The sequence below is a fragment of the Litorivicinus lipolyticus genome (genome assembly GCF_009650135.1).
Lineage (GTDB): Bacteria > Pseudomonadota > Gammaproteobacteria > Pseudomonadales > Litorivicinaceae > Litorivicinus > Litorivicinus lipolyticus.
Genome location: NZ_CP045871.1, coordinates 527,166 through 548,281, shown reverse-complemented (window position 1 = coordinate 548,281; position 21,116 = coordinate 527,166). Strand labels below are relative to the sequence as shown.

The following is a 21,116-nucleotide window of genomic DNA, read 5'->3' as shown; positions in this document are numbered from 1 at the left end:
TGAGGAACGTAAAATGAAAACACTGACCATTGGGTTAGGTTCGATGGGTATGGGCGCGGCCCTGTCTTGTCATCGTGCCGGCCTAACCAGCGTCGGCTTTGACCTGAATGCCGATGCACTCAATGCCTTTGCTGCCGACGGTGGCACCCCCATCGATCGACTGGATAACGCCGATAGCATTGATGTTGCACTGATTTTTGTGGTCAATGCGCAACAAGCAGAATCGGTGATTTTCGACAGTCCGCTGCTGGATAAACTGTCACCCGGCGCCGTCGTTATGAACTGCGTCACGTTGGCACCCAGCATCGCCAAAGATCTGGCTGCACGGGTCATCGAACGCGGCTTTGGCTACATCGATGCGCCGGTGTCCGGCGGCGCCTTAAAGGCCAGCGAAGGCCGCATGTCGGTCATGGCCTCCGCAACCCCGGCCAGCATGCAACACGCACAGCCGGTACTGGATGCCATCGCCGAGCACGTGTTCCGCTTGGGCGACGCCGCCGGCGAAGGCTCAAAGATGAAGACCATCAACCAGCTGTTGGCCGGCGTTCACATTGCCGCCGCCGCCGAGGCGATGAACCTGGCGGCGGCGCTGGACATGGACTTGCACCAGGTCATTGACGTCATCAGCAAGTGTGCTGGGACCTCGTGGATGTTCGAAAACCGCGCGCCGCACATTGCCGACGGCGACTACCGACCGCTGTCCAGCGTCGACATTTTTGTTAAGGACCTGGGCATCGTTCAGCACGAGGCGCGCGCCGAAGCCGCGGTCACACCGCTGACCGACACCTCGCTTGGGCTGTTTGCCGACGCCTCCCAGGCCGGCCTCGGGCGCCTCGATGACAGCGCCGTGGCCCAGCTGTTAGCGCGCCAATCACAGCAACGCTTGCCGGGGATGGACGAATGATACTGGGATGCATTGCCGATGATTTCACCGGCGCCACCGACCTCGCCGGCCTGCTACGACGCAGCGGTGCGTCGGTCCAGCTGCACTTCGGGCTGCCCGATGGCCCGTCCGACGGCCACGCGGACATCGAAATTGTCGCGCTAAAATGCCGCACCGAGCCGGTCGCTACCGCCGTTGCCGATTGCACCGCCGCGGGACGCTGGTTATTGGCCGGCGGGGCCCAGCAGCTGTACTGGAAATACTGCTCGACCTTTGATTCCACCGCCACGGGCAACATTGGCCCAGTCTCGGAAGCCTTAATGGCACTGAGTGGCAAGACCCAGGCGATTTACTGCCCGGCCTTTCCCGAAAACGGTCGCAGCGTTTATATGGGCCACCTGTTCGTCGGCCAACAGTTGCTCAGCGAATCCAGCCTCAAAGACCACCCACTAACGCCGATGACGGATTCCAACCTGGTGCGGGTGCTAACGCCGCAGGTCGCAGGGCGCGTCGCCCTGTTCTCGCGCGCCGACCAACGCAGTCAAAGCGCACTGCCGGATGCCGAACACATCATTGCCGACGCGGTCGAATTTGACGACCTGGAACAGATCGTTGCCAGCCTCCCCGACCATGTCATGCTGACTGGTGGCAGTGCCTTGGCAATGCCGCTTCCGGCGCGCCTTGGACTGGCTAACCACCAACCCGAAGCGGACCCTCAGGTGCCCGGCCGCAGCCTGGTCCTCAGCGGCAGTTGCTCGGAAATGACGCGCCGACAGGTCGCCCATTGGAGCGCCGATCGTCCCAGCTACCAAATCAAACCAGGCCAGTTGGGCGCGGCCGACATCGACGCCTGCGTCGCGTGGTTGGACCAACTGCCGGCCGAGCAAACAGCGTTGATTTACGCCACCGACGACCCGGCGGCGGTGCGTGCGGCCCAGTCGAGCATGGGCGTCGCCGAAGCCGGCAGCCAAGTCGAATCTGCTCTTAGCCAGATCGCACAGGCGGCCTACGCCCGCGGCGTCCGGCGCTTTGTCGTGGCCGGCGGCGAAACCTCAGGTGCGGTCGCCCAAGCCTTGGGCGTGCGCCAGGTGCGCTGTGGACCCGAGATCTGTCCCGGGGTGCCCTGGACCTTCGCCGGCAGCGCCTCGGATCCCCTGGCCCTGGCCTTGAAGAGCGGCAACTTTGGCGCAGTCAGCTTCTTTGATGACGCCCTAAAACAGCTGGAGTTAGCCGATGGACCTGCGTGAACAGCTGTGTGAGTTCGGCCTTAGCCTCTACCAGCGCGGCCTGACCCACGGCAGCACTGGCAATTTGTCGGCGCGGCTGCCTAACGGCCAGTTGCTGGTGACCCCAACCGGGTGCTCGCTGGGCCGATTAACGCCGGAAGGGCTGGCGGTGATCAACCCCGACGGCAGCCTGGACGGCGGGCCGGCACCGACCAAAGAAGTGCCGCTGCACCGGGCGTTTTATCAGTCCCGGGCCGCGCATACCGGCGCGGTGGTGCATTTGCATAGCTGTTACGCGACCACGCTGTCGCTGCTGCCGTGTGACGATGAGGATGATTGGCTGCCGGCACTGACGCCCTACGGGATCATGCAACTGGGCCAGGTCCGGCTGCTGCCGTATCGCGTCCCAGGCAGCCCCAGTATTGCCCAGGACATCCACGACTTGGCCGGCCGCCACAGCGCGGTGATGCTAGCCAACCATGGGCCTGTCGTAACGGGCAAAACGTTGGAAGCGGCGGTCTATGCCGCCGAGGAACTGGAAGCCACGGCTAAACTGGCGTACCTGACGCGCGCGCTGGAACCGAATCGTTTATCACCGGCCCAGATCAGCGAGCTGGTGACCCAGTTCAACGTGCCCTGGAACTAGACCAACGGCGCCGGCGGCGCTTTGGATTTACGCCGGGTGCGCTGCCAGATATACGCCCCCGAACCAATAATCACCGCGCCGCCGGCCAGCGTCCACAAGGTTGGCCAGGTATCGAAAATAAAGATGCCGACCAGCGTCGCCGAGAAAACCTGGGTGTAAAACATCGGCGCCAGTATCGAGGCGTCAGCACGACGATGGGCGGCGGTCGCCGAAATATGCCCGGTCGCCCCAAAGGCGCCCATCGCGACAATCACCAACCACTGGGTGATCGAATCCGGCCAAACCCAATGAGCAAACGCAAACGGTGCCAACACCATACTGGCAAATCCACTGCTCCAGACCTGCTGCGTGGCATTGCGCTCGACCCCGGCGATCATCCGCGTGGTAATAAAATAGCCCGACACAATCACCAGATTAAATAAACTCAAAATCATGGCCGGATGAAACGCCGCGTTCCAGGGCTGAATGACCAACAGTACGCCAAAAAAACCACAACAAACGGCGATAATCCGATGAATACCGACGCGCTCTCCCAAGATTGGGATCGCCAACAGGGTCGTGGCGATTGGCCCGGCAAAGGCAATCGTCGTGGTCACCGTGATCGGCAGGTACTTAAGCGCCCAAAAATTGCTGACGGTGCTTAAACACAGAAAAGTCGATCGCAACAACTGAATCCGGGGCGCGTTGGAAACAAAGATGGCGGGGCCCGAGGTCGGCAAATAATAACCAGTGGCCAATATGAAATGACCGAAATAACGCAGGAACACGATCTCGATCACCGGCAACCCGGCGATGCTGAGCCACTTCGCCGAGGTGTCGATGCCGGTAAACAACATCACCGCCAGCAGCATCATCAAGACGCCACTGGTGGCCCTGTCCTCGCGCGGTTTTATGCTCACTGGATCAGATCGTCATACCGCCATCAATGGACAGGCATTGACCGGTCATGTACGCGCTGTCGTCGGATGCCAGGTACACGGCCAAGGCCGCGATTTCCGTGTCCATGCCCAGTCGTCCCATCGGTTGACGGGCGACGAACTGTTGCATGGCCTGGTCGTAGTCGCCGGTTGCCCGCAACCGTTCGTGCAACGACGGGCTGTCGACCGTGCCCGGGGCAATACCGTTACAGCGAATGCCTTGGGTCACGTAGTCCGCGGCCACCGACTTAATCAAGCCGATGGTGGCGGCCTTGGACGTGCCGTAAATAAAGCGATTCGGCAATCCTTGAATGCTCGAAGCGACCGAGCTGATGCTGATAATCGAACCCTGCTGACGGGCAATCATCCCCGGCAAGGCCGCAGCTATTGCGTGCATGTGCGCACGCACATTCAGGTTCATGGCCTGGTCAAAGTCTGCGTCGCTAGCGTCGCTGACGGTGCCGCTGTGGACGACACCGGTGCAGTTGACCAACACGTCTGGGTTGGCGTCAGTCACTGCCCGCTCCAGTGCCTGTTTATCCAGCACATTCAAGCCCAGGGTCTCGGCCACCGGTAGGCCCGCGAGCAGGCCCGAATCCAGGTCGCTGGCGATGACATGGCCACCCTCGGCAGCCATGGCCACGGCAATCGCGCGGCCGATGCCTTGGCCGGCGGCAGTCACAAAAATACGTTTCCCGGTCAATCTCATGCGTCTTTCTCCAAATGCGCGGACATCCAATTGACCAGTTCCGGGACCATCAATTGACCGTCACCGCTGTCACAGGCGTCGCTGAGCACCCCATAAGCGGCCCCGGACATACGACTGGTTTTGCCCAAGTCCGCGACCATTTGGCGGTAGTAACCAACGTCTTTGCGCGCGTTGGCAACCGAAAAGGCCAGGTCGATTTGGCCGTCGACCGCGAAATTACGAATGAAACCAATCATCGCTGAGCCGTTCGGGCCAGCCGCGACGACCTTATACAGGGTGTCGCGATCGACGCCCGCCGCATCCGCCATGGCAAAGGCTTCGGACATGGCCGAGGCGCTGGTCATGGCGTAATAGTTGTTAAGCAACTTAACGGTGTGACCGCTGCCCAACTCGCCCAAATAGAACAGGTTTTCACTGAGTTGATCCAACACCGGTTTGGCCCGCTCAAAAATCGCCGAGTCCCCGCCGCACAAAATGTTGAGCTGGCCGAGTTTGGCAAAGGCCGGGGTCCGGCCCAGGGGGGCGTCTAAATAACCGGCCCCTTTGGCCGCCAAATCGGCCCCAATTTTCAAGGTTGAGCCGGGCAGCGAAGTCCCGAAATCAATCACAATTTGGTCGGCTTTGATGCCAGCAAGCACGCCGTCGTCGCCATAAATGCGTTGCTCGACCTGTTCGGACGTTGCCATGCACAGCATGACCATGTCGCTGGCAGCCACCAGCTCACGTGCATTGGCGGCTTCGGCGCCACCGCGGGCGACCGCTTCATCGACCCCAGTGCGATCCCGGTTACCCAAAACCCGCAATTCGTGTCCTGCGTTTTGCAGGCACTCGACCATCGCGCGGCCCATCAGGCCAAGTCCGATAAATCCAATTTTCATGTGTTAACTCCTGGTTTACATCACCGCGCCGACTTGCCACGGCACAAACTCATAGTCCCCGAGGCCCTGGGCTTCAGACTTGGTTGCCTGGCCTGACGCCACCTGCAGCCAGCGCTGATAGATTTGCTGGCCGACGGCTTCGACACTGGCGCCGTCCGACAACACCTGTCCGGCATTGACGTCCATATCGGCGCTGAGGCGCTCAAACATTGGCGTATTGGTGGCAATTTTCAGGGTCGGCGCCGGCTTTGACCCAAACGCCGAACCGCGCCCGGTGGTGAAGGTCACCAGGTTGCAGCCGCTAGCGATTTGTCCGGTCACACTGGCTGGGTCATAACCCGGGCTGTCCATAAAGTTAAAGCCAGGGGTGGTCACCGGCTCAGCATATTTATAGACGCCGTTAAGTGGCGAGGTGCCACCCTTGGCGACCGCACCCAGTGACTTTTCCAAAATGGTGGTCAGGCCGCCCTTCTTGTTACCCGGCGACGGATTGTTATCCATGCTGCCATGGTTGCGCTGGGTGTAGTCCTCCCACCAGCGAATCAGACCAATCAGGTCGCCGCCGACCGTTTCGGTGCGCGCACGTGCCGTCAGCAAGTGCTCGGCCCCATAGATCTCCGGCGTTTCCGCCAGCACCACACTGCCGCCCTGGGCGACCAACAAATCGCTGGCATAGCCCAGCGCCGGATTAGCCGTGATGCCGGACCAGGCGTCCGATCCACCGCATTGCAGCGCCACCATCAATTCCGAGGCCGGGCAGGGTTCGCGTTCGGCTTGGTTGACCAGCGGCAACATGGCCTGGACCTGGGCAATGCCCAGCTCAATGGTTTTTTGCAGCCCGCCGTTGTCCTGGATATTCATGGCCTGAAACAGCGGCCCCGGCTCTAGCCCGTAATGCCCGACCAAGCGGTCGATCTGCATGGTCTCGCAGCCCAAGCCCGCAATCAGCGCGCCACCCACGTTCGGGTGCTTGGCATACCCCCACAGCACACGCTGCAAGAACTTAATGCCAGTCCCGTCGCCGCCCATGGCGCAGCCTGTGCCGTGCACGAAGGCTGCGACACCGTCGACATTCGGGTAGTCCGCCAGCCGCTCGGGGGTAAAGTGCTGCGCGATCATGCGCGCCGCCGTCGCCGAACAATTAACGCTAGTTAGAATCGCAATATAGTTGCGCGTTCCGACCCGGCCATTAGCGCGCCGGTAGCCCATAAAGGTATCGGCCTGAGTGGCCTTGGGCACGTCCTGCAAGCGGGTTGAAAATTCGTAGATTTGCGAGACATTGCGAAACTCAAGGTTGTGCTCGTGGACGTGCGCGCCCTGAGCAATATCGCAAGCCGCATAGCCAATGACTTGGGCGTACTTCAAGACCGGTTCGCCTTGAGCAACTGGGCGTGTCGCCAGTTTGTGACCGCGGGGGATGGTTTCGATCGCACCAAAATCACCGGCGCACAACTCGACCGTGGCCACCGCCACGTTGTCCGCAGGGGACAGTTGGACAGTACTCACAGGATTTACCTCAAAAAGTGCCCCGCTCGGCTGGAACGCCGGGCGGGGCATCGTAGCTTACAAAAAGACGGTGACGATCTGCGGGTAGCACACCAACAGCGCAAGTGCCATCAACTGCAAGCAGATGAAGGGCAAAAAGCCTTTGAAAATGTCCGTCAACGAGATATCCGGCGGCGCGACTGACTTCAGGTAGAAAGCAGCGGGACCAAATGGCGGCGACAGGAAGCTGACCTGCATGTTCATACAGAACACCACACCGAACCAAATCGCGACCTGACGCGGCTCCAGCGCCTGGCCAAAGAAGCCGAGTTCTTCGACCGGCAATTGCATCACGATCGGCAAGAACACGGGCATGATCAGCAAGACGATGCCGACCCAGTCCATAAACATGCCCATGATCAGGAAGATCACCATCATGGTCAAAATGATGCCCATGGTCGGCAAGTCCGCCGCCACAATCATGTTGGCCACGTAAGTCGGACCGCCCGACAGGGTGTAGGCCGCAGCCAAGGCCGCCGCACCAATGGTCACCCATATGATGGTACCCGTCGATTTCAGCGTCCGGACCAAGCTGTCCCATACCACTTCGAAGGACATCTCGCGGCGAATCGCGCCCAGTACAAAGACCGCGATCACACCCATACCAGCGGCTTCGGTAATGCCGGTAATGCCGGCGTAAATCGAGCCCATGACCACGCCAATGACGATGATCGGTGCGACCAGACCGCGACCCATTTCCCAGCCTTCATCGGTCCGTTGCTTGCCGACCCCAAAGCGCATCAGCAAATACAACGCGACAAAGGTGCCAACGAACCAGGGGATATCCGAGGCCATGCCATAGCGCACCGGCTCGTCCAAGATCGCCGGATCGTTCTGACCAGTCACGGTCAAGAACACCGCGCGCAAGATCAGCACCGTATACACACCGAGCGCAAACTTGCACAAGAAGCCGACGAAGCGCAGGAATTTTTCCCAACCCTGGGGGTCGTTCGGGTCCGGTTCCGGCAGCGGCGCCAAGGAGGGGTTAATGGTCGTACGGATGACGATGTACAGCATGATCATCGCGGCCAAAATGAAGCCAGGCAGGAACGATGCCGTGAACAAGGCCTTGATCGAGGTTTCAGTCACCAACCCATAGAAGATCAATACGATCGACGGCGGAATCATGGTGCCCAACGAGCCGGACGCACAGATGGTGCCGATGGCCAACCCACGGTCATAACCGAGCTTGAGCATTTGCGGCAAGGCAATCAGGCCGAGCAACACGACTTCACCACCGATGATGCCGGACATGGCCGCCATAATGACCGCCATCAGCGAGGTCACCAGGGCAATACCACCACGGGTACGGCTTAACCAAACGTTCAACGACGAGTACATATCCCGGGCAATGCCAGAGCGTTCCAACAGCGCCGCCATGAAGATAAATAGCGGCACCGATATCAGTACATAGTTGGTCATTTGCCGATACACGGCCTGCGCCAACACCGAGAGCGGACCGCTACCAAAACGGCCGAACGCAATTTCAGGACCAAACTTCATGACGATGACGGCGACCGCCAAGAAAGCCGAGGCAAATCCCAATGGCATCCCGATCGCCAACAGCACCAACATACCCAGCAGCAACACGATGGACAGCGTGGCAACGTCCCCGACCTTCATCCAGGCTAGTAAATCAAAGAATTCCACGCGTCAGTTCTCCAACGTCTTTTTGATGTTCTCGATTTCACTCTGGTCAATGTCGTCCATTGGCGAGTGGGTTTCCGGCTCTTTGTGCCAGTCCGATATTAAGTTTGAAACCGCTTGAATAGCGACCAACACAATGATGATCAGAATCGCCGGCTTAATAGTCCCCGGCATCGGCGGATCCCAGGCGGTGCCAAAGGTCTCCATCCGATCGAACCGGCGCTGGGCGTCGGCGAAGTTGCCCCACACCAGGGCAAAGGTGAAGCCGCAGATCATTGACACGGTCAAAACGTCCGACAGCTTCTTAAAGGGCCGGGACATCATGTCGTACAGCACGTAAATGCGAATGTGGCTGCGCTGTTGCATGGCGTATTGACCGGCCAACAAAAACACAAACGCGGCCAACCACAATGACAATTCGTTCGCCCACAGGGTTGGCGCGGAAAACAGGTAGCGCGAAATGACTTCGTAAAACATCACCAGCACGATCAGCGTGGTGAAAATCATCGCGATGCGCGACGCGATCAACGACACGATGTCAAAGAAACCGCGGGGCTCGCATTCGATGGTCTCGACCGTGTCGGACAGATAAATTGAAGTAGTTAGGATTGATCCAAAAATGAAGAACAACATGCTGACGACCAGGGGTCGACCGGCGGGGCGAATCATCTCATGAATGCCAATGTCGCCTTCGGACACCAAATTCAGAACCAATATGAGCAAGAAGTTAGCGGCGGCAAGGGCCAAAAACCCAATCATTATCCAGCGCATTGGCTGACGCGCAGAACCTAACCATACACTTTGGCTAGTCATCGCTTAGCTCCTATTATAAAAAAGCAGTGGGGAATTATTATTAGAAACTTAAGAGAACAGCTGCCGATCAAACTGACCGGCAGCTGCGCTTCAAATGGGCTCGATTAATCGATCAGGCCCAGTTCTTTCATGTATTTCTTGTGGCTCGCAACCAGCGCGCCAGCTTCAGGTGAGCGAGTTGCCCAGTCATCCCATGCTTTCTGAGCCGCTTGACGGAACACCGCACGGTCTGCTTCAGACCAGGTGTGCAAGGTTACGCCGGCCGCCTTCAGCTCCGTTGCGGCTTCAGCATTTTTCTTGCTGTTGGCCATCGCGATTTGGAATGACAGTTTCTGCCATGCGGTATCGATGATCAGGCGCTGCTGGTCGGTCATGCCGTTCCAGACGTCCAGGTTACACGCCATGTGATCCGACGGCATGGAGTGGAAACCGGGGTAAGTCGCGTGCTTAACGATGTCGTACAAGCCCAGACCAACGTTGTTGTACAAGCCCGACGCGTCAGCACCGTCGATGATGCCGGTTTCAAGCGCGGTAAAGATCTCGGTGAAATCCATCACGATGGGTGATGCACCCAACTCTTTAAAGATCTCAGTTTCCATGCCGGGCGGTGAACGGAATTTCCAGCCTTTCAGATCTTCCAAGCCCCGGATAGGCGTCGAAGAAGACATAGATTCTTGACCGTAGATCGACCAACCGATCAGCTGCATGTTGTTGGCGTTGTAAAGTTCCTGTGCCGCTTCATAACCGCCGCCGTAGTACAGCCATGAGTACTGCTGCCACGGAGTCTCGTAGCCGCCCATGATGTCACCAACAAACTGGAACGCAGGGTTTTTACCGGTCTGGTAAGCGCCGCCGGTAGCGTCACAATCCAAAATGCCATTGATCGCCGCGTCGAATGTTTCGGTGGTGGCAACAACTGATGACGAATAGAACATTTCAATGGTGATGTCGCCGCCAGACATAGTCTGAACGTCGTCCGCCCACTGGGTCAGCATCTGACCAGTCGGGTGCTCAGTTGCATAGTGTGATGAAACGCGCAGTGTAATAGGGTCAGCAAATGCCGACACGGATACCGCGGCTACGACAGCTGAGGTTAGTAAGGATTTTTTAAAGTTCATACGGTCCTACTCCATGGTGCGGTGATCGACACCGCTTTTTATTTTTCTTTCACCCGATGCTCAGGGCTTGCGACGGATGCTATACACTCGAATTCTCAATTGGTATACCATTCGCCAATCAGATTAAACAAAGCAATTTTCATTTACAACCATTTGTTCGCGAACAAATTAACGACGCAGCGAATGTGTGGTCAGGGTCACGGAGAGCCACGATCGATGTCAGACAGCGTACTTGCAGAAACCGTCGCCACCGCGCTGCGCCGGCGTATTTTGCGTGGCCAATTGCCCCCGGGAACACCGATCAAGGAGCGCGACAATGCGCTCGACATGGGTGTCAGCCGCACCCCGATGCGCGAAGCCGTGCGCATGCTGGCCAAAGAAGGCCTGGTAGAGTTGCGACCGTCGCGCAGCCCGATCGTTGCGCGGCCGGACGGGCAAGTCGTCAAAGACCAAGCCGAGGTACTGATCGCGCTTGAAAAGTTGTCCGTTGAACTGGCGTGCCTGCATGCGACCGCCGAAGACATTGCGCGGATTGAAGAATTGGTCGCCTACATGGCCGAGCACTATGACTCGATGGACCCGCTGGACATGTTTGAAATTGACATGACCTTTCACTCAGCCCTGGCGGAGGCTTCGCACAATGCGTCATTGGCAGCGACCCATCGCCAGTACCTGCAGCGGCTGTGGCGGTCGCGCTTCATTTCCGCCAGCAAACGGCGCAACCGCAACAAGATGGTTCACGATCACACCACCATCGTCGACGCTGTGAAATCTGGCGATCCGGTCGCGTCGCGGGCGGCCATTGATCAACACCTCGGACATTTGGCCGAGGACATGCAAGAAATCCTAGAACCCAACACACCACAAGGAAATTAAGCGATGAAACTGTTACGTTTCGGCCCCGCAGGCCATGAAGCTCCCGGTGCCATTGATGCCCACGGCAACATCCGTGACCTGACAGGCGTCGTCCCGGACTATTTTGGCGCCGACATCTCGTGCGACGCCATTGCCCGCATTGCCGCGCTGGACCTAACCCAATACCCCATTGTCGACCCGTCAACGCGCATCGGTGCCTGTGTCGCCGACACTCGCAACTTTTACTGCGTCGGGCTGAACTATGCGCTGCACGCGGCTGAATCTGGCCTGGATGCGCCCAGTGAACCGGTCTTGTTTAACAAAGCCAGCTCCAGCCTGTCCGGCCCCAACGACAACGTCATTATTCCGCGCCGCTCGGTCAAAACCGACTGGGAAGTCGAGCTGGGGGTGGTCATCGGCCGCGAAGCGCTGTACGTCGACGAAGCCGACGCGCTGAACTATGTGGCCGGCTATTGCTTGATCAACGACGTTTCGGAACGCGAGTTTCAGATTGAGAAAGGCGGTCAGTGGGTCAAGGGCAAATCGGCCCCCACCTTCGGCCCGATTGGACCCTATTTGGTATCGGCCGATGAAATCCCTGACCCCCAGACCCTGCGTTTGCAGCTGGCGCTGAACGGCGAAGTCGTTCAGGACTCGAACACCAGCGACATGATCTTCAGCGTCCGCGAGATCGTCGCCTACATGAGCCAGTTCATGCGGTTGATGCCCGGTGACATCATCACCACCGGCACCCCATCTGGGGTTGGCTTGGGCATGAACCCGCAGCGTTTCTTGAAGCCTGGCGACGTCATGGAGCTGGAAATTGATGGCCTCGGGCAACAGCGACAGGTCGCCGTCGCCGCCGACTAGTCCTTACTCGTCAAGGCCTGGTAGGCCTGAATAACCTGACTGTCATCATCGCGCCCGTGGCCCAAGCCGCGGGCCGCGACCAACATCTGAAAGGCCGCCGCCGCCAACGGCAAGCTGGCCTGGGCTTCCTGCCCAGTTTGCAGCACCAACCCCAAATCTTTAATGAAAATGTCCACCGTCGAGGTCGCCGCCGGGTCCTCTTGCAGCATGCGCGGAACGCGATCTGAAAACATCCAGCTGTTGCCCGCTGACGTCGACACAATGTCGAACAGCCGCTCGGCGTCACAACCCGCCTGAACCCCCAGATTCATGAGTTCCGCCGCAGCCACCAAATGGACCCCGGCTGCGAGCTGATGGACGACTTTGTAGGTTGACCCCAAGCCGGCGACCGAGCCCAGCTTATGGACTTTTTTGGCGAAAGCCTGAAGCACGGGTTCAACCCGGTCCATGGCCTCATCGGCCCCCGAGGCCATGATGGTCAACTGTCCGGCATTAGCGCCGACCTGGCCACCGGACACCGGCGCATCCACCAGTGACAAATTCATGGCCGCCAATTGCGCCGCGATTGCGCGGGCGTCAGATGGCGCGATGGTCGAGCAAATTAAGACCACGGCACCCGGACTCAACGCCGCAGCCGCGCCACTGTCAAACAGCGCCGCTTGGCACTGCGGACCGCTGGCGACCATCAGCAAAAGCAGATCGGCACCGGCGGCGGCTTCGGCGGCACTGGCATGGGCTGTTGCGCCAGCCTGCTGAACTGCTGCGCAGGCGTCGCCGGACAAATCGAAGACGTCCAGCTCATGGCCCGCCTTCAATAGATTTCGGGCCATGCCCAGCCCCATCATGCCCAACCCAATCATCGATAACTTCATCCTAGCCTCCTCCCGCATGGCGCGAGCCACGTTGCCACGAAATACGTCCAATGCCTATCGCAAGCCCGTGCGCCGGCGTATGTTCGACATCTCTAATTGCTACGGATGTTGAGCGAATCATGAACCTACACAGGCTATTACAAGCGCGCGTTGCCAACGGCAAGTCGGTCAAAGTTGGGCTAATCGGTGCCGGCAAATTTGGCTCTATGGTGCTGGCTCAGGCCAAGCACATCGAGGGCTATCACGTGGTCGCGGTGGCTGACCTGGACATTCCCAAAGCGCGCCAGGCGTTTGACCGGGTTCATTGGAGCGAGGCCCAATACAGCGCCAACTCCATCGCCGACGCCCATCGCGACGGCAGCACCTGGGTGACCGACGATGCCGCGGCGCTATTTCAGGACGATCAAATCGAGGTCATCATTGAAGCGACCGGACACCCCCTGGCCGGGGTTCGGCATGCCATGGCCGCCATCGACGCCGGCAAGCACTTGGTCATGGTCAACGTCGAAGCGGACGTGCTCTGCGGCCCCTATCTAGCAAAGCGCGCGGCCCAGCAAGGCGTGGTGTATTCGATGGCATACGGCGACCAACCCGCGGCGATCTGCGAACTGGTGGACTGGGTCCGGTGCTCTGGATTCGAATTGGTCGCGGCCGGAAAAGGCATGAACTTTGCGCCGCATTACCGCTACTCAACGCCGGATACGGTGTGGGGCTTTTTTGGCTGGAGCGACGAAGAGGTCGCGGCCGGCGACTTCAACGCAAAAATGTATAACTCATTTACCGACGGCACTAAGGCCGCCATCGAGATGGCCGCCGTCGCCAATGCCACCGGGCTGGACTGTCCGGACCGGGGCTTGGACTTTCACCCCGCTGGACTTCAGGACCTTGCCCAGGTTTTCAAGCCCAAATCCGACGGCGGTCGTCTCGACAAACCCGGACTGGTCGATATCGCAGCCAGCCGCGAGCCCGACGGGCGCGTTGTCCTCAACAACATCCAATACGGCATGTTCGTCACCTTCCGGGCACCGGACCAATACGCACGCGACTGTTTCAAACAGTACGGCTTGTTGACCGACGACTCCGGTTGGTATGGATCGATGTGGCGACCCTTTCACCTGATCGGATTGGAAACCAGCGTGTCGGTGTTGTCAGCGGCCCTGCGCAACGAACCAACCGGCTGCTCCAACACCTATCGAGCGGACGCGGTTGCGACCGCAAAAGGCGATTTTGCCGCCGGCGACTACCTCGACGGCGAGGGCGGTTATAAGGTCTGGGCGAACGCCATTCCCGCCACCCTATCGGCACAGCACAATGCCCTGCCGATCGGACTGGCCCATCACGTCAAGCTAAAGCGCGCCATTCGCAAGGACCAAATCGTCACGCTTGACGATGTCGATATCGTCGACGACCTGGACCTTCATCAAATTCGCCTGGCCCAGCGAAAAATGCTATCGAAGACTTAAAGGACCGCGCGAATACGGCGCATCGCTTCTTCGATGTTGTCCAGCGAATTGGCATAGGAAAAGCGCACGTAGCCCTCGCCCGACGCCCCAAAGGCGGTCCCGCTGACGGACGCCACGCCGCAGGCTTCTAAGAATTTGTTTTGCGCCTCGGTCGAGGTCAACCCGGTGCCGGTGATGTTCGGGAAGGCATAGAAGGCCCCCGCCGCATCGGTGCAGGACACACCCGGCAAATCGTTGAGCATGGCGACGATGCGCTGTCGACGCACATCAAACTGGGCGACCATGTCGCGGACCGCGTCTTGGGGACCATTGAGGGCCGCCAAACCGGCGTACTGGGTCGCCGCATTAACACACGAGTGATCATTGATGCACAGCCGCTGGACCTGTTCGACCATGGCATCCGGCCACACCGCATACCCCAGCCGCCACCCGGTCATGGCATAGGTTTTGGACCAGCCATCCAACATGATCAGGCGGTCTCGAATCTCCGGGTATTGCAGCAAGCTGACGTGCTCGCGGCCGTCGTACAGCATGTTCGAGTAAATTTCGTCCGACATCAGCGCGACCTGTGGATGGGCCTGCAAGCCGGCGACCAACTTGTCGATTTCCGCGCGCGGGGTAACACCGCCGGTCGGGTTGGCTGGCGAATTGATAATGATCAGCCGCGTGTTGGGGTTGATCTGGGCCAGCACCTCGTCGGCGGAAAACGCGAATCCGTTTTCCTCTTTCAGCGACATCGGCACCGCCGTCGCCCCGGAGTAATTGATCACCGATTCATAGATCGGAAAGCCCGGATTGGGATAGATAATTTCCGCCCCCGGTTCGCCAAACATCATGATCGCAAAAAACATGGTGGGCTTGCCGCCCGGCACCACCACCACGTTGTCCGGGTTAACCTCGACCCCATGGCGCCGGTGCAAATCCGCACAGACCGCTTCGCGCAGCGGCAAAATTCCGTTAGCCGGCGTGTATCCATGATGGCCATCACGCAGCGCTTGGATGCCGGCCTCGACGATATGTTCCGGAGTTTTGAAATCGGGTTGGCCGATGCCTAGGTTAATAATATCGGCACCGCCGGCCGCCAGTGCTTGGGCGCGGGCCAAAATTTCAAATGCTGATTCGGTGCCCAGCCGGGAAAGGCTGGCGGCAAATTTCAATGAACTCATAACTGGGTTTCCTGTCCCGGCCCTCGCGGGCGATTGTCGATGCTGTCGCACTAGCGGATTATGGTATACCATTCCGTTGCAAATAATAATTCATCTGCGCCGTGGTGCGCGACTGTAACGGAGCCAGGCATGCGATCGGAGCGTTTTGAAGCCGATTATTTAGTCCAGACCCCCGAACCCATCGAGCATGCGGCGGCGGTTATCGCTGGCGAGCAAAGTTCCGGCACTTTTATCGCAGTACCCAACGAGACCCCCGAATTAAAAGAGCGCAGTGCCGCACGCGTCGAGCACATCGAGGTGCTGGCACCGGCGACTGGCCCGGCCCTGCCCGGCCGCTACCAGGGTTCGGAATTCACCCAAGCCCGGGTCACCTTATCCTGGCCGTTGGACAACATTGGCGCCGACCTGCCCAATTTGATTGCCACCGTCGCAGGCAACCTGTTTGAACTACAGGGCCTTTCCGGGCTACGTCTGCTGGATGTGCGCCTTCCGGACGCCTTTGCCTCCGTTTACCCCGGGCCAAAGTTTGGCGTCAGTGGCACCCGTGCATTATCCGGGGTCGATCAGGGGCCGCTCATCGGCACCATCATCAAGCCCTCCGTTGGTTTGGATCCGGCCCAAACGGCGCAGCTGGTCACCACACTGATTGACGCCGGCATTGATTTTATCAAAGACGACGAATTGCAATGCGATGGCCCTCGGTGCCCCTTTGATGCGCGCGCGGAAGCGGTCATGGCAGTGATCAATCGGCATGCCGACGCGACCGGCAAAAAAGTCATGTACGCCTTCAATGTCACCGGTGAAGTCGACCAAATGCGCCGCCGCCACGACCAGGTTCAGGCCTTGGGCGGCAGCTGTGTCATGGCCAGTCTCAACTCGGTTGGGATGACTGGTTTTTTGGGGTTAAGTCGCCATTCCCAGCTGCCAATCCATGCACATCGCAATGGCTGGGGCTACCTGTCGCGCTCGCCGATGCTAGGGTGGGACTACCGGGCGTGGTCCAAACTGTGGCGCATCGCCGGGGCCGACCACCTGCACGTGAATGGCTTGGACAACAAGTTCAGTGAAGACAACGACAGCGTCATGCGCTCGGCCCAGTCGCTGAGTACGCCGATATTTAGCCAGCACCCACAGCGCGCAATGGCCGTCTTTTCGTCCGGCCAATCGGTCAAACAGATCGAACAAACCTACCAACGCCTGGGCCATGCGGACCTGATCTACGCCGCAGGGGGCGGGATCATGGGTCACCCAGACGGGCCTGGCGCCGGCGTTTCATCACTGCGCGAAGGGTGGCATGCGGCCATGCGCGGGATTCCGATCGCGACCCATGCCCAGCAGCACCCCGCCTTAGTCCGTGCCCTGGATGCTTACCAATGACGGCGCTGCCGGACGGCCCACTGATTGCGTGGGTCGGCGACGATTTCACCGGCGCTGCGGCGACGCTTGAAGTCTTGACCTTTGCCGGCCTGGCGTCGGTGCTGTTTTTGACAGCACCGACCGCCGCCCAACGCGACCGATTTAAAGGTGCCCGCGGCATCGGCCTGGCCAGCACTGCCCGCGCTCAGTCGCCGGCATGGATGGACCATCACCTTCCAGCGGCGTTTGACGCCTTGCGAGGATTTGGCGCCCCGATCATCCACTACAAAGTGTGCTCGACCTTGGACAGTGCGCCGGGGATCGGTTCGATCGGCCGCGCCATCGAACTGGGGCGCAAGGCGTTTGCCGACACCTGGGTGGCGGTGCTGATCGCGGCACCTCAACTGCGCCGCTACCAGGCCTTTGGGCACCTATTTGCCGGCGCGCCCGGCGGTGTCTATCGGTTGGACCGCCATCCCAGCATGGCTCATCACCCGGTCACACCGATGCATGAGTCGGATGTGTGCCGTCATTTAGCGGCCCAGACCGATGCCAAGTTCGGCGTCATCAGCCTTGAGGACTTGGCCGACGACGCCGAGCGGGCGCTGGCGCACTGCCAAGCGGCCAAACAGTCCGTGATTGCTTTTGATGCGATGACTGACGCGGACATGGCGATCATTGGCGGGCTGTTGTGGCGGCATCAACCCCGATTCGTGGTCGGCTCCCAGGGCATTCAATACGCGCTGGTCGAACACTGGCGCGCGAGCGGACAGTTGCCCGCGCCGCCCACGGCCGCCAATGCCGGTCCTGTTGCATGCTTGCCGGTGGTGTCCGGTTCAGTGTCGCCGGTCAGTGCAGCGCAAATTGCATGGGCCGAACACAACGGCTTTGCGGTCATCCAGTTAGATGCCGCTGGACTGGCGCGCGGCGACGCCGGCATCGTCCAGGCGGCGCTGGACGCCGCCTTGATCGCGATCGACGATGGACGTGACCCGCTGATTTGTTCCGCCCGAGGGCCCGACGATCCGGCCGTGGCCGCGCTGACCGACACGGTCAACCAGCTGGGATTGAACCTGGACCAGGTGCAGGCTGAAATCGGTGCGGCGCTGGGGCAGCTACTCAAATCTGTTTTACTGACCACGGGGCTGCGACGCGCAGTCGTCGCCGGTGGTGACAGTGCAGGCTTTGTCTGCCAATGCATGGACATTTACGCCCTGACCGCGCTGGCCCAAACGGTGCCCGGTGCGCCGCTGATGCAGGCCCACTCCGAAGACCCGGCTTGGCAAGGCCTGGAGTTGGCTCTCAAGGGCGGTCAGATGGGCAGTGCCGACTTCTTCGGCTGGATAAAAGCGGGCGCAGGCCCCCAATGAGGAAAACACGATGACCAAAGTAGCGTTACTGGGTGCCGGCGGAAAAATGGGCGTGCGCCTGGCAACTAACCTGAACCACTCACGCTTCGAGCTCGACCCGGTCGAAATTTCCGTCGAGGGCCGTGCGCGACTGCGCGACGCCACCGGGCTTGAAGCGGTCGAGCAAGCGCTGGCCTTGGCCGAGGCCGACATCGTTTTGATGGCAGTGCCGGACAAACTGATTGGCAAAATCGCCCACACCTTTATTGCGCAATTAAAACCCGGTGCCGCCGTCATCGTGCTGGACGCCGCCGCACCCTATGCAGGGGAATTGCCCGAGCGCGCCGACATCACCTATTTTTGCACGCACCCCTGCCACCCGCACATCCTGGAGGCACACGACAGTCGCGCAGCCCAGCAGGACTACTTTGGTGGCATCGCAGCGCCCCAGGCGATTGTGTGTGCGCTGATTCAGGGACCGGACGCGCATTACGCGCTGTGCGAAGAAGTGGCCCAGGTGATCTATGCGCCGGTATCGCGCAGTCACCGCTGCAGCCTCGAACAGATTGCCATCTTGGAACCGGCGCTGTCGGAAACCGTCGGCGCGACCTTTGCCATGGCGCTGCGCGAAGCCACCGACAAAGCCATTTCCATGGGCGTGCCGGCCGCAGCCGCGCATGACTTTATTCTGGGCCACTTAAAAATTGAGTTGGCGATTGCCTTTGGTATCTTTCCCGAGGGACGCTTCTCGGACGGCGCCTTAATGGCGATCGACCAGGCCAAATCCGTGGTCTTCAAAGACCAGTGGTTGGATGAGGTGTTTAACCTCGATGCCATTAAAAAATCCGTGCGGGACATCTGTGCCGACTAACCGAGCTAAAAAGGATCTATAACCATGTCGAATGTACTAGTCATCGGGCCGGAAAGTGATGCCGAGCGCGCCATTACCGAGGCCGCCTTTGACCCCCTTTATAGCCCATCGCTGGCCGACGCAGCCCAACTGAGCGAGGCCGAGCGCGGCGCCATCACGGCGATCGCCTACCGCGGCCACCACGCCTTTGGCGGCGCCGAGATGGACGCATTTCCAGCCCTGGGCCTGATTGCTAACTTCGGCGTCGGCTATGACGCCATCGACACCGTCGCCGCCTCGGCGCGCGACGTGCGCGTGACTAACACCCCGGATGTGCTGAACGACGACGTCGCCGATTTAACCGTACTGATGTTGCTGGCGCATGAACGCCAGTACGAAGGCGCCAGTCGTTGGGTGCGCGACGGCAACTGGTCCAGTCAGGGCGCTTACCCGTTGGGCCGAAAAGTATCAGGCCGCAAAGTCGGCATCTTGGGATTGGGCCGCATTGGCCGCGATATCGCCGATCGTTTGGCCGCCTTCAAAAGCGAAATTCACTACTTTGCGCGCAGCCAAAAAGACACCCCCGGCTGGCAGTTCCACAGCGACCCGGTATCACTGGCGCAATCAGTGGACTACTTGATAGTCGCGCTGGTCGGTGGCCCGGACACGCAAAACTTCGTTTCTAAAGCGGTGATCGACGCGCTTGGGCCGAACGGGGTGCTGGTTAATATTTCACGCGGATCAACGGTCGACGAGGGCGCGTTGCTGGACGCGTTGGAAGCCAACACCCTGGGCGGCGCGGCGTTGGATGTGTTCTTGAACGAGCCGCACATCGACCCGCGTTTTCTGGCGCTGGACAATGTCAGCTTTCAGCCGCACCAGGGGTCAGCCACGGTTGAAACCCGCGCCGCCATGGCCCAGTTGCAGCGCGACAATGTCAGCGCGTTTACAACGGGCCAGGCCCTGTTGACGCCGGTTAACTAACCGGCGCGTCATCCTCAAGGTAATAGCGGACGTTGTCTTGGAACGACTCGTCCGCGCTTAGGCCCAGCGCCAAAGCTTTGTCGGCGTGAAAATCAAAGCGCCAGCCTTTAACAATTCGCTGAATATCCGGCTGCGATTCGCGTCGGATCAACTGCGCAGGGCCCGGGCCCGCCACCGCCGTCAGTGCTTCGATCAGCTGGCCGATGCTCCAGGTCTTGCCGGGCATCAACATGCAACGGTTCTGGCCCAAATCGGCGGCCGCCAATTCAGCCCCTTTAATCAGATTTTCAACGCATTTGCGCGGCGACAAATAGTAGTGCAGGAAGTCATCGTCAACCGGGCACACCGCGGACTCGCCGTTTAGCGGCTCACGCAGTATCGACGACATGAAGCTTGACGCGGCGCGGTTGGGCTTGCCCGGGCGCACGGAGATGGTCGGCAAGCGGAAGCCACGGCCGTCGACGAAGCCCTTGCGGCTGTAATCGTTTAACAACAGCTCGCCAATCGCCTTTTGAATGCCGTAGGAGCCTTGGGGGTTCAGGAAACTGTGATCGGTTATCGGATCGGGCACTTCGCCGCCGTAGACCGCGATCGACGAGGTAAAGATGACCTTCGGCACGCTACCAAGGGCACGGGCGCGTTCGAGCACGTTCCACACACCCTGCATATTAATTTGCATACCGGCATCAAAATCTTCTTCGGCATGCGCCGATACAATCGCTGCCAGCAAAAAGATGTGCGTGACACTGGCATCGAGGGCGTTGGCAATCGACGCCGGGTCGGTGATATCACAGACCGAACTGTTGACTGCAATGGCGGCGCTCTCGATCGATGCTGGCATGACCACGTCGACCAAACTGATGGACTGAATCGCCTGCCCGTCCAATTGACCCCGAGCGACCAACGAACGTGCCAATTTCTGGCCGACGAAACCGCCGCCTCCAATAATCAATACCTTCACAGTGTTCT

Annotated in this window: 20 protein-coding genes; 10 read left to right on the top strand and 10 right to left on the bottom strand. The window is 59.7% G+C overall.

All coding sequences use genetic code 11. From position 1 onward, the window contains the following. Nucleotides 1-13 precede the first annotated feature (13 nt). Genes ltnD through otnC form a run of 3 tightly spaced genes read left to right on the top strand, consistent with a single transcriptional unit; the run spans nucleotide 14 to nucleotide 2,755 of the window. Nucleotides 14-904, top strand: coding sequence for an L-threonate dehydrogenase (gene ltnD, locus GH975_RS02790; RefSeq protein ID WP_153713054.1), 891 nt, complete (start codon nucleotides 14-16; stop codon nucleotides 902-904). After that, complete coding sequence (gene otnK / locus GH975_RS02785; RefSeq protein ID WP_153713053.1) at nucleotides 901-2,130, top strand: 3-oxo-tetronate kinase; 1,230 nt, start codon at nucleotides 901-903, stop codon at nucleotides 2,128-2,130. Before ltnD ends, otnK begins: the two co-directional genes overlap by 4 nt. Then, nucleotides 2,117-2,755, top strand: a complete 639-nt coding sequence (otnC, locus tag GH975_RS02780) for a 3-oxo-tetronate 4-phosphate decarboxylase (protein ID WP_153713052.1) — start codon at nucleotides 2,117-2,119, stop codon at nucleotides 2,753-2,755. Before otnK ends, otnC begins: the two co-directional genes overlap by 14 nt. On the opposite strand, the gene GH975_RS02775 is transcribed toward otnC, so the two are convergent. The 7 genes from GH975_RS02775 to GH975_RS02745 all read right to left on the bottom strand — a co-directional run bounded on the left by GH975_RS02775 (nucleotide 2,752) and on the right by GH975_RS02745 (nucleotide 10,382). Then, complete coding sequence (locus GH975_RS02775) at nucleotides 2,752-3,654, bottom strand: DMT family transporter (RefSeq protein WP_211365832.1); 903 nt, start codon at nucleotides 3,652-3,654, stop codon at nucleotides 2,752-2,754. The two genes, otnC and GH975_RS02775, sit on opposite strands and share 4 nt — an antisense overlap. Nucleotides 3,655-3,658: 4 nt before the next feature. Further along, nucleotides 3,659-4,381 (bottom strand): SDR family oxidoreductase, encoded by a 723-nt coding sequence (locus GH975_RS02770; protein ID WP_153713051.1) that lies wholly within the window; start codon nucleotides 4,379-4,381, stop codon nucleotides 3,659-3,661. Beyond that, a complete protein-coding gene (locus GH975_RS02765; RefSeq protein WP_153713050.1) occupies nucleotides 4,378-5,259 on the bottom strand; it encodes an NAD(P)-dependent oxidoreductase in 882 nt (293 codons plus the stop codon). The genes GH975_RS02770 and GH975_RS02765 overlap by 4 nt, the downstream gene beginning before the upstream one ends. A 15-nt stretch (nucleotides 5,260-5,274) precedes the next feature. After that, nucleotides 5,275-6,765: a UxaA family hydrolase gene (locus GH975_RS02760; RefSeq protein ID WP_153713049.1), complete on the bottom strand. Its 1,491-nt coding sequence runs from the start codon at nucleotides 6,763-6,765 to the stop codon at nucleotides 5,275-5,277. A gap of 57 nt (nucleotides 6,766-6,822) precedes the next feature. After that, nucleotides 6,823-8,454 (bottom strand): TRAP transporter large permease, encoded by a 1,632-nt coding sequence (locus GH975_RS02755; protein ID WP_211365831.1) that lies wholly within the window; start codon nucleotides 8,452-8,454, stop codon nucleotides 6,823-6,825. 3 nt (nucleotides 8,455-8,457) lie between these two features. After that, complete coding sequence (locus GH975_RS02750; protein ID WP_211365830.1) at nucleotides 8,458-9,210, bottom strand: TRAP transporter small permease subunit; 753 nt, start codon at nucleotides 9,208-9,210, stop codon at nucleotides 8,458-8,460. A gap of 158 nt (nucleotides 9,211-9,368) precedes the next feature. Next, nucleotides 9,369-10,382, bottom strand: a complete 1,014-nt coding sequence (locus GH975_RS02745; protein ID WP_153713047.1) for a TRAP transporter substrate-binding protein — start codon at nucleotides 10,380-10,382, stop codon at nucleotides 9,369-9,371. A 216-nt stretch (nucleotides 10,383-10,598) separates the two neighbouring features. On the opposite strand from GH975_RS02745, the gene GH975_RS02740 reads away from it, so the two are divergent. Both GH975_RS02740 and GH975_RS02735 read left to right on the top strand, forming a co-directional pair. Then, nucleotides 10,599-11,258, top strand: coding sequence for a GntR family transcriptional regulator (locus GH975_RS02740; RefSeq protein ID WP_153713046.1), 660 nt, complete (start codon nucleotides 10,599-10,601; stop codon nucleotides 11,256-11,258). Nucleotides 11,259-11,261: 3 nt separating this feature from the next. Next, nucleotides 11,262-12,107 (top strand): fumarylacetoacetate hydrolase family protein, encoded by an 846-nt coding sequence (locus GH975_RS02735; RefSeq protein WP_153713045.1) that lies wholly within the window; start codon nucleotides 11,262-11,264, stop codon nucleotides 12,105-12,107. Here GH975_RS02735 and GH975_RS02730 read toward each other — a convergent pair. After that, on the bottom strand, nucleotides 12,104-12,979 hold the full coding sequence (locus GH975_RS02730; protein WP_153713044.1) for an NAD(P)-dependent oxidoreductase: 876 nt from the start codon (nucleotides 12,977-12,979) through the stop codon (nucleotides 12,104-12,106). The two genes, GH975_RS02735 and GH975_RS02730, sit on opposite strands and share 4 nt — an antisense overlap. A gap of 119 nt (nucleotides 12,980-13,098) precedes the next feature. Here GH975_RS02730 and GH975_RS02725 point away from each other — a divergent pair, with 119 nt between their 5' ends. Continuing rightward, nucleotides 13,099-14,442 carry an NAD(P)H-dependent oxidoreductase gene (locus GH975_RS02725; protein WP_153713043.1) on the top strand — a complete coding sequence of 448 codons (1,344 nt, stop codon included), beginning with the start codon at nucleotides 13,099-13,101 and terminating at the stop codon, nucleotides 14,440-14,442. Here GH975_RS02725 and GH975_RS02720 read toward each other — a convergent pair. After that, the gene (locus GH975_RS02720; RefSeq protein WP_153713042.1) at nucleotides 14,439-15,608 is read right to left on the bottom strand and encodes a pyridoxal phosphate-dependent aminotransferase; all 1,170 of its coding nucleotides are present in this window, start codon (nucleotides 15,606-15,608) and stop codon (nucleotides 14,439-14,441) included. The genes GH975_RS02725 and GH975_RS02720 overlap by 4 nt on opposite strands. 129 nt (nucleotides 15,609-15,737) lie before the next feature. Here GH975_RS02720 and GH975_RS02715 point away from each other — a divergent pair, with 129 nt between their 5' ends. The 4 genes from GH975_RS02715 to GH975_RS02700 are packed head-to-tail and all read left to right on the top strand — an operon-like array spanning nucleotide 15,738 to nucleotide 20,147. Next, nucleotides 15,738-16,985 carry a ribulose-bisphosphate carboxylase large subunit family protein gene (locus GH975_RS02715; RefSeq protein WP_153713041.1) on the top strand — a complete coding sequence of 416 codons (1,248 nt, stop codon included), beginning with the start codon at nucleotides 15,738-15,740 and terminating at the stop codon, nucleotides 16,983-16,985. Next, a complete protein-coding gene (locus GH975_RS02710) occupies nucleotides 16,982-18,334 on the top strand; it encodes a four-carbon acid sugar kinase family protein (RefSeq protein ID WP_153713040.1) in 1,353 nt (450 codons plus the stop codon). Before GH975_RS02715 ends, GH975_RS02710 begins: the two co-directional genes overlap by 4 nt. Before the next feature lie 10 nt (nucleotides 18,335-18,344). Further along, on the top strand, nucleotides 18,345-19,184 hold the full coding sequence (locus tag GH975_RS02705; protein ID WP_153713039.1) for a phosphogluconate dehydrogenase C-terminal domain-containing protein: 840 nt from the start codon (nucleotides 18,345-18,347) through the stop codon (nucleotides 19,182-19,184). A 24-nt stretch (nucleotides 19,185-19,208) separates the two neighbouring features. Beyond that, nucleotides 19,209-20,147: a 2-hydroxyacid dehydrogenase gene (locus GH975_RS02700; RefSeq protein ID WP_153713038.1), complete on the top strand. Its 939-nt coding sequence runs from the start codon at nucleotides 19,209-19,211 to the stop codon at nucleotides 20,145-20,147. Here the strand turns inward: GH975_RS02700 and denD are convergent. Continuing rightward, nucleotides 20,140-21,108: a D-erythronate dehydrogenase gene (gene denD / locus GH975_RS02695; protein ID WP_153713037.1), complete on the bottom strand. Its 969-nt coding sequence runs from the start codon at nucleotides 21,106-21,108 to the stop codon at nucleotides 20,140-20,142. The genes GH975_RS02700 and denD overlap by 8 nt on opposite strands. Nucleotides 21,109-21,116: the final 8 nt, after the last annotated feature.

Coding starts and splice junctions, on each gene's coding strand:
- ltnD (WP_153713054.1), top strand. CDS start 14: ATGAAAACACTGACCATTGGGTTAGGTTCGATGGGTATGGGCGCGGCC.
- otnK (WP_153713053.1), top strand. CDS start 901: ATGATACTGGGATGCATTGCCGATGATTTCACCGGCGCCACCGACCTC.
- otnC (WP_153713052.1), top strand. CDS start 2,117: ATGGACCTGCGTGAACAGCTGTGTGAGTTCGGCCTTAGCCTCTACCAG.
- GH975_RS02770 (WP_153713051.1), bottom strand. CDS start 4,381: ATGAGATTGACCGGGAAACGTATTTTTGTGACTGCCGCCGGCCAAGGC.
- GH975_RS02765 (WP_153713050.1), bottom strand. CDS start 5,259: ATGAAAATTGGATTTATCGGACTTGGCCTGATGGGCCGCGCGATGGTC.
- GH975_RS02750 (WP_211365830.1), bottom strand. CDS start 9,210: ATGATTGGGTTTTTGGCCCTTGCCGCCGCTAACTTCTTGCTCATATTG.
- GH975_RS02745 (WP_153713047.1), bottom strand. CDS start 10,382: ATGAACTTTAAAAAATCCTTACTAACCTCAGCTGTCGTAGCCGCGGTA.
- GH975_RS02740 (WP_153713046.1), top strand. CDS start 10,599: ATGTCAGACAGCGTACTTGCAGAAACCGTCGCCACCGCGCTGCGCCGG.
- GH975_RS02735 (WP_153713045.1), top strand. CDS start 11,262: ATGAAACTGTTACGTTTCGGCCCCGCAGGCCATGAAGCTCCCGGTGCC.
- GH975_RS02730 (WP_153713044.1), bottom strand. CDS start 12,979: ATGAAGTTATCGATGATTGGGTTGGGCATGATGGGGCTGGGCATGGCC.
- GH975_RS02725 (WP_153713043.1), top strand. CDS start 13,099: ATGAACCTACACAGGCTATTACAAGCGCGCGTTGCCAACGGCAAGTCG.
- GH975_RS02720 (WP_153713042.1), bottom strand. CDS start 15,608: ATGAGTTCATTGAAATTTGCCGCCAGCCTTTCCCGGCTGGGCACCGAA.
- GH975_RS02715 (WP_153713041.1), top strand. CDS start 15,738: ATGCGATCGGAGCGTTTTGAAGCCGATTATTTAGTCCAGACCCCCGAA.
- GH975_RS02710 (WP_153713040.1), top strand. CDS start 16,982: ATGACGGCGCTGCCGGACGGCCCACTGATTGCGTGGGTCGGCGACGAT.
- GH975_RS02705 (WP_153713039.1), top strand. CDS start 18,345: ATGACCAAAGTAGCGTTACTGGGTGCCGGCGGAAAAATGGGCGTGCGC.
- GH975_RS02700 (WP_153713038.1), top strand. CDS start 19,209: ATGTCGAATGTACTAGTCATCGGGCCGGAAAGTGATGCCGAGCGCGCC.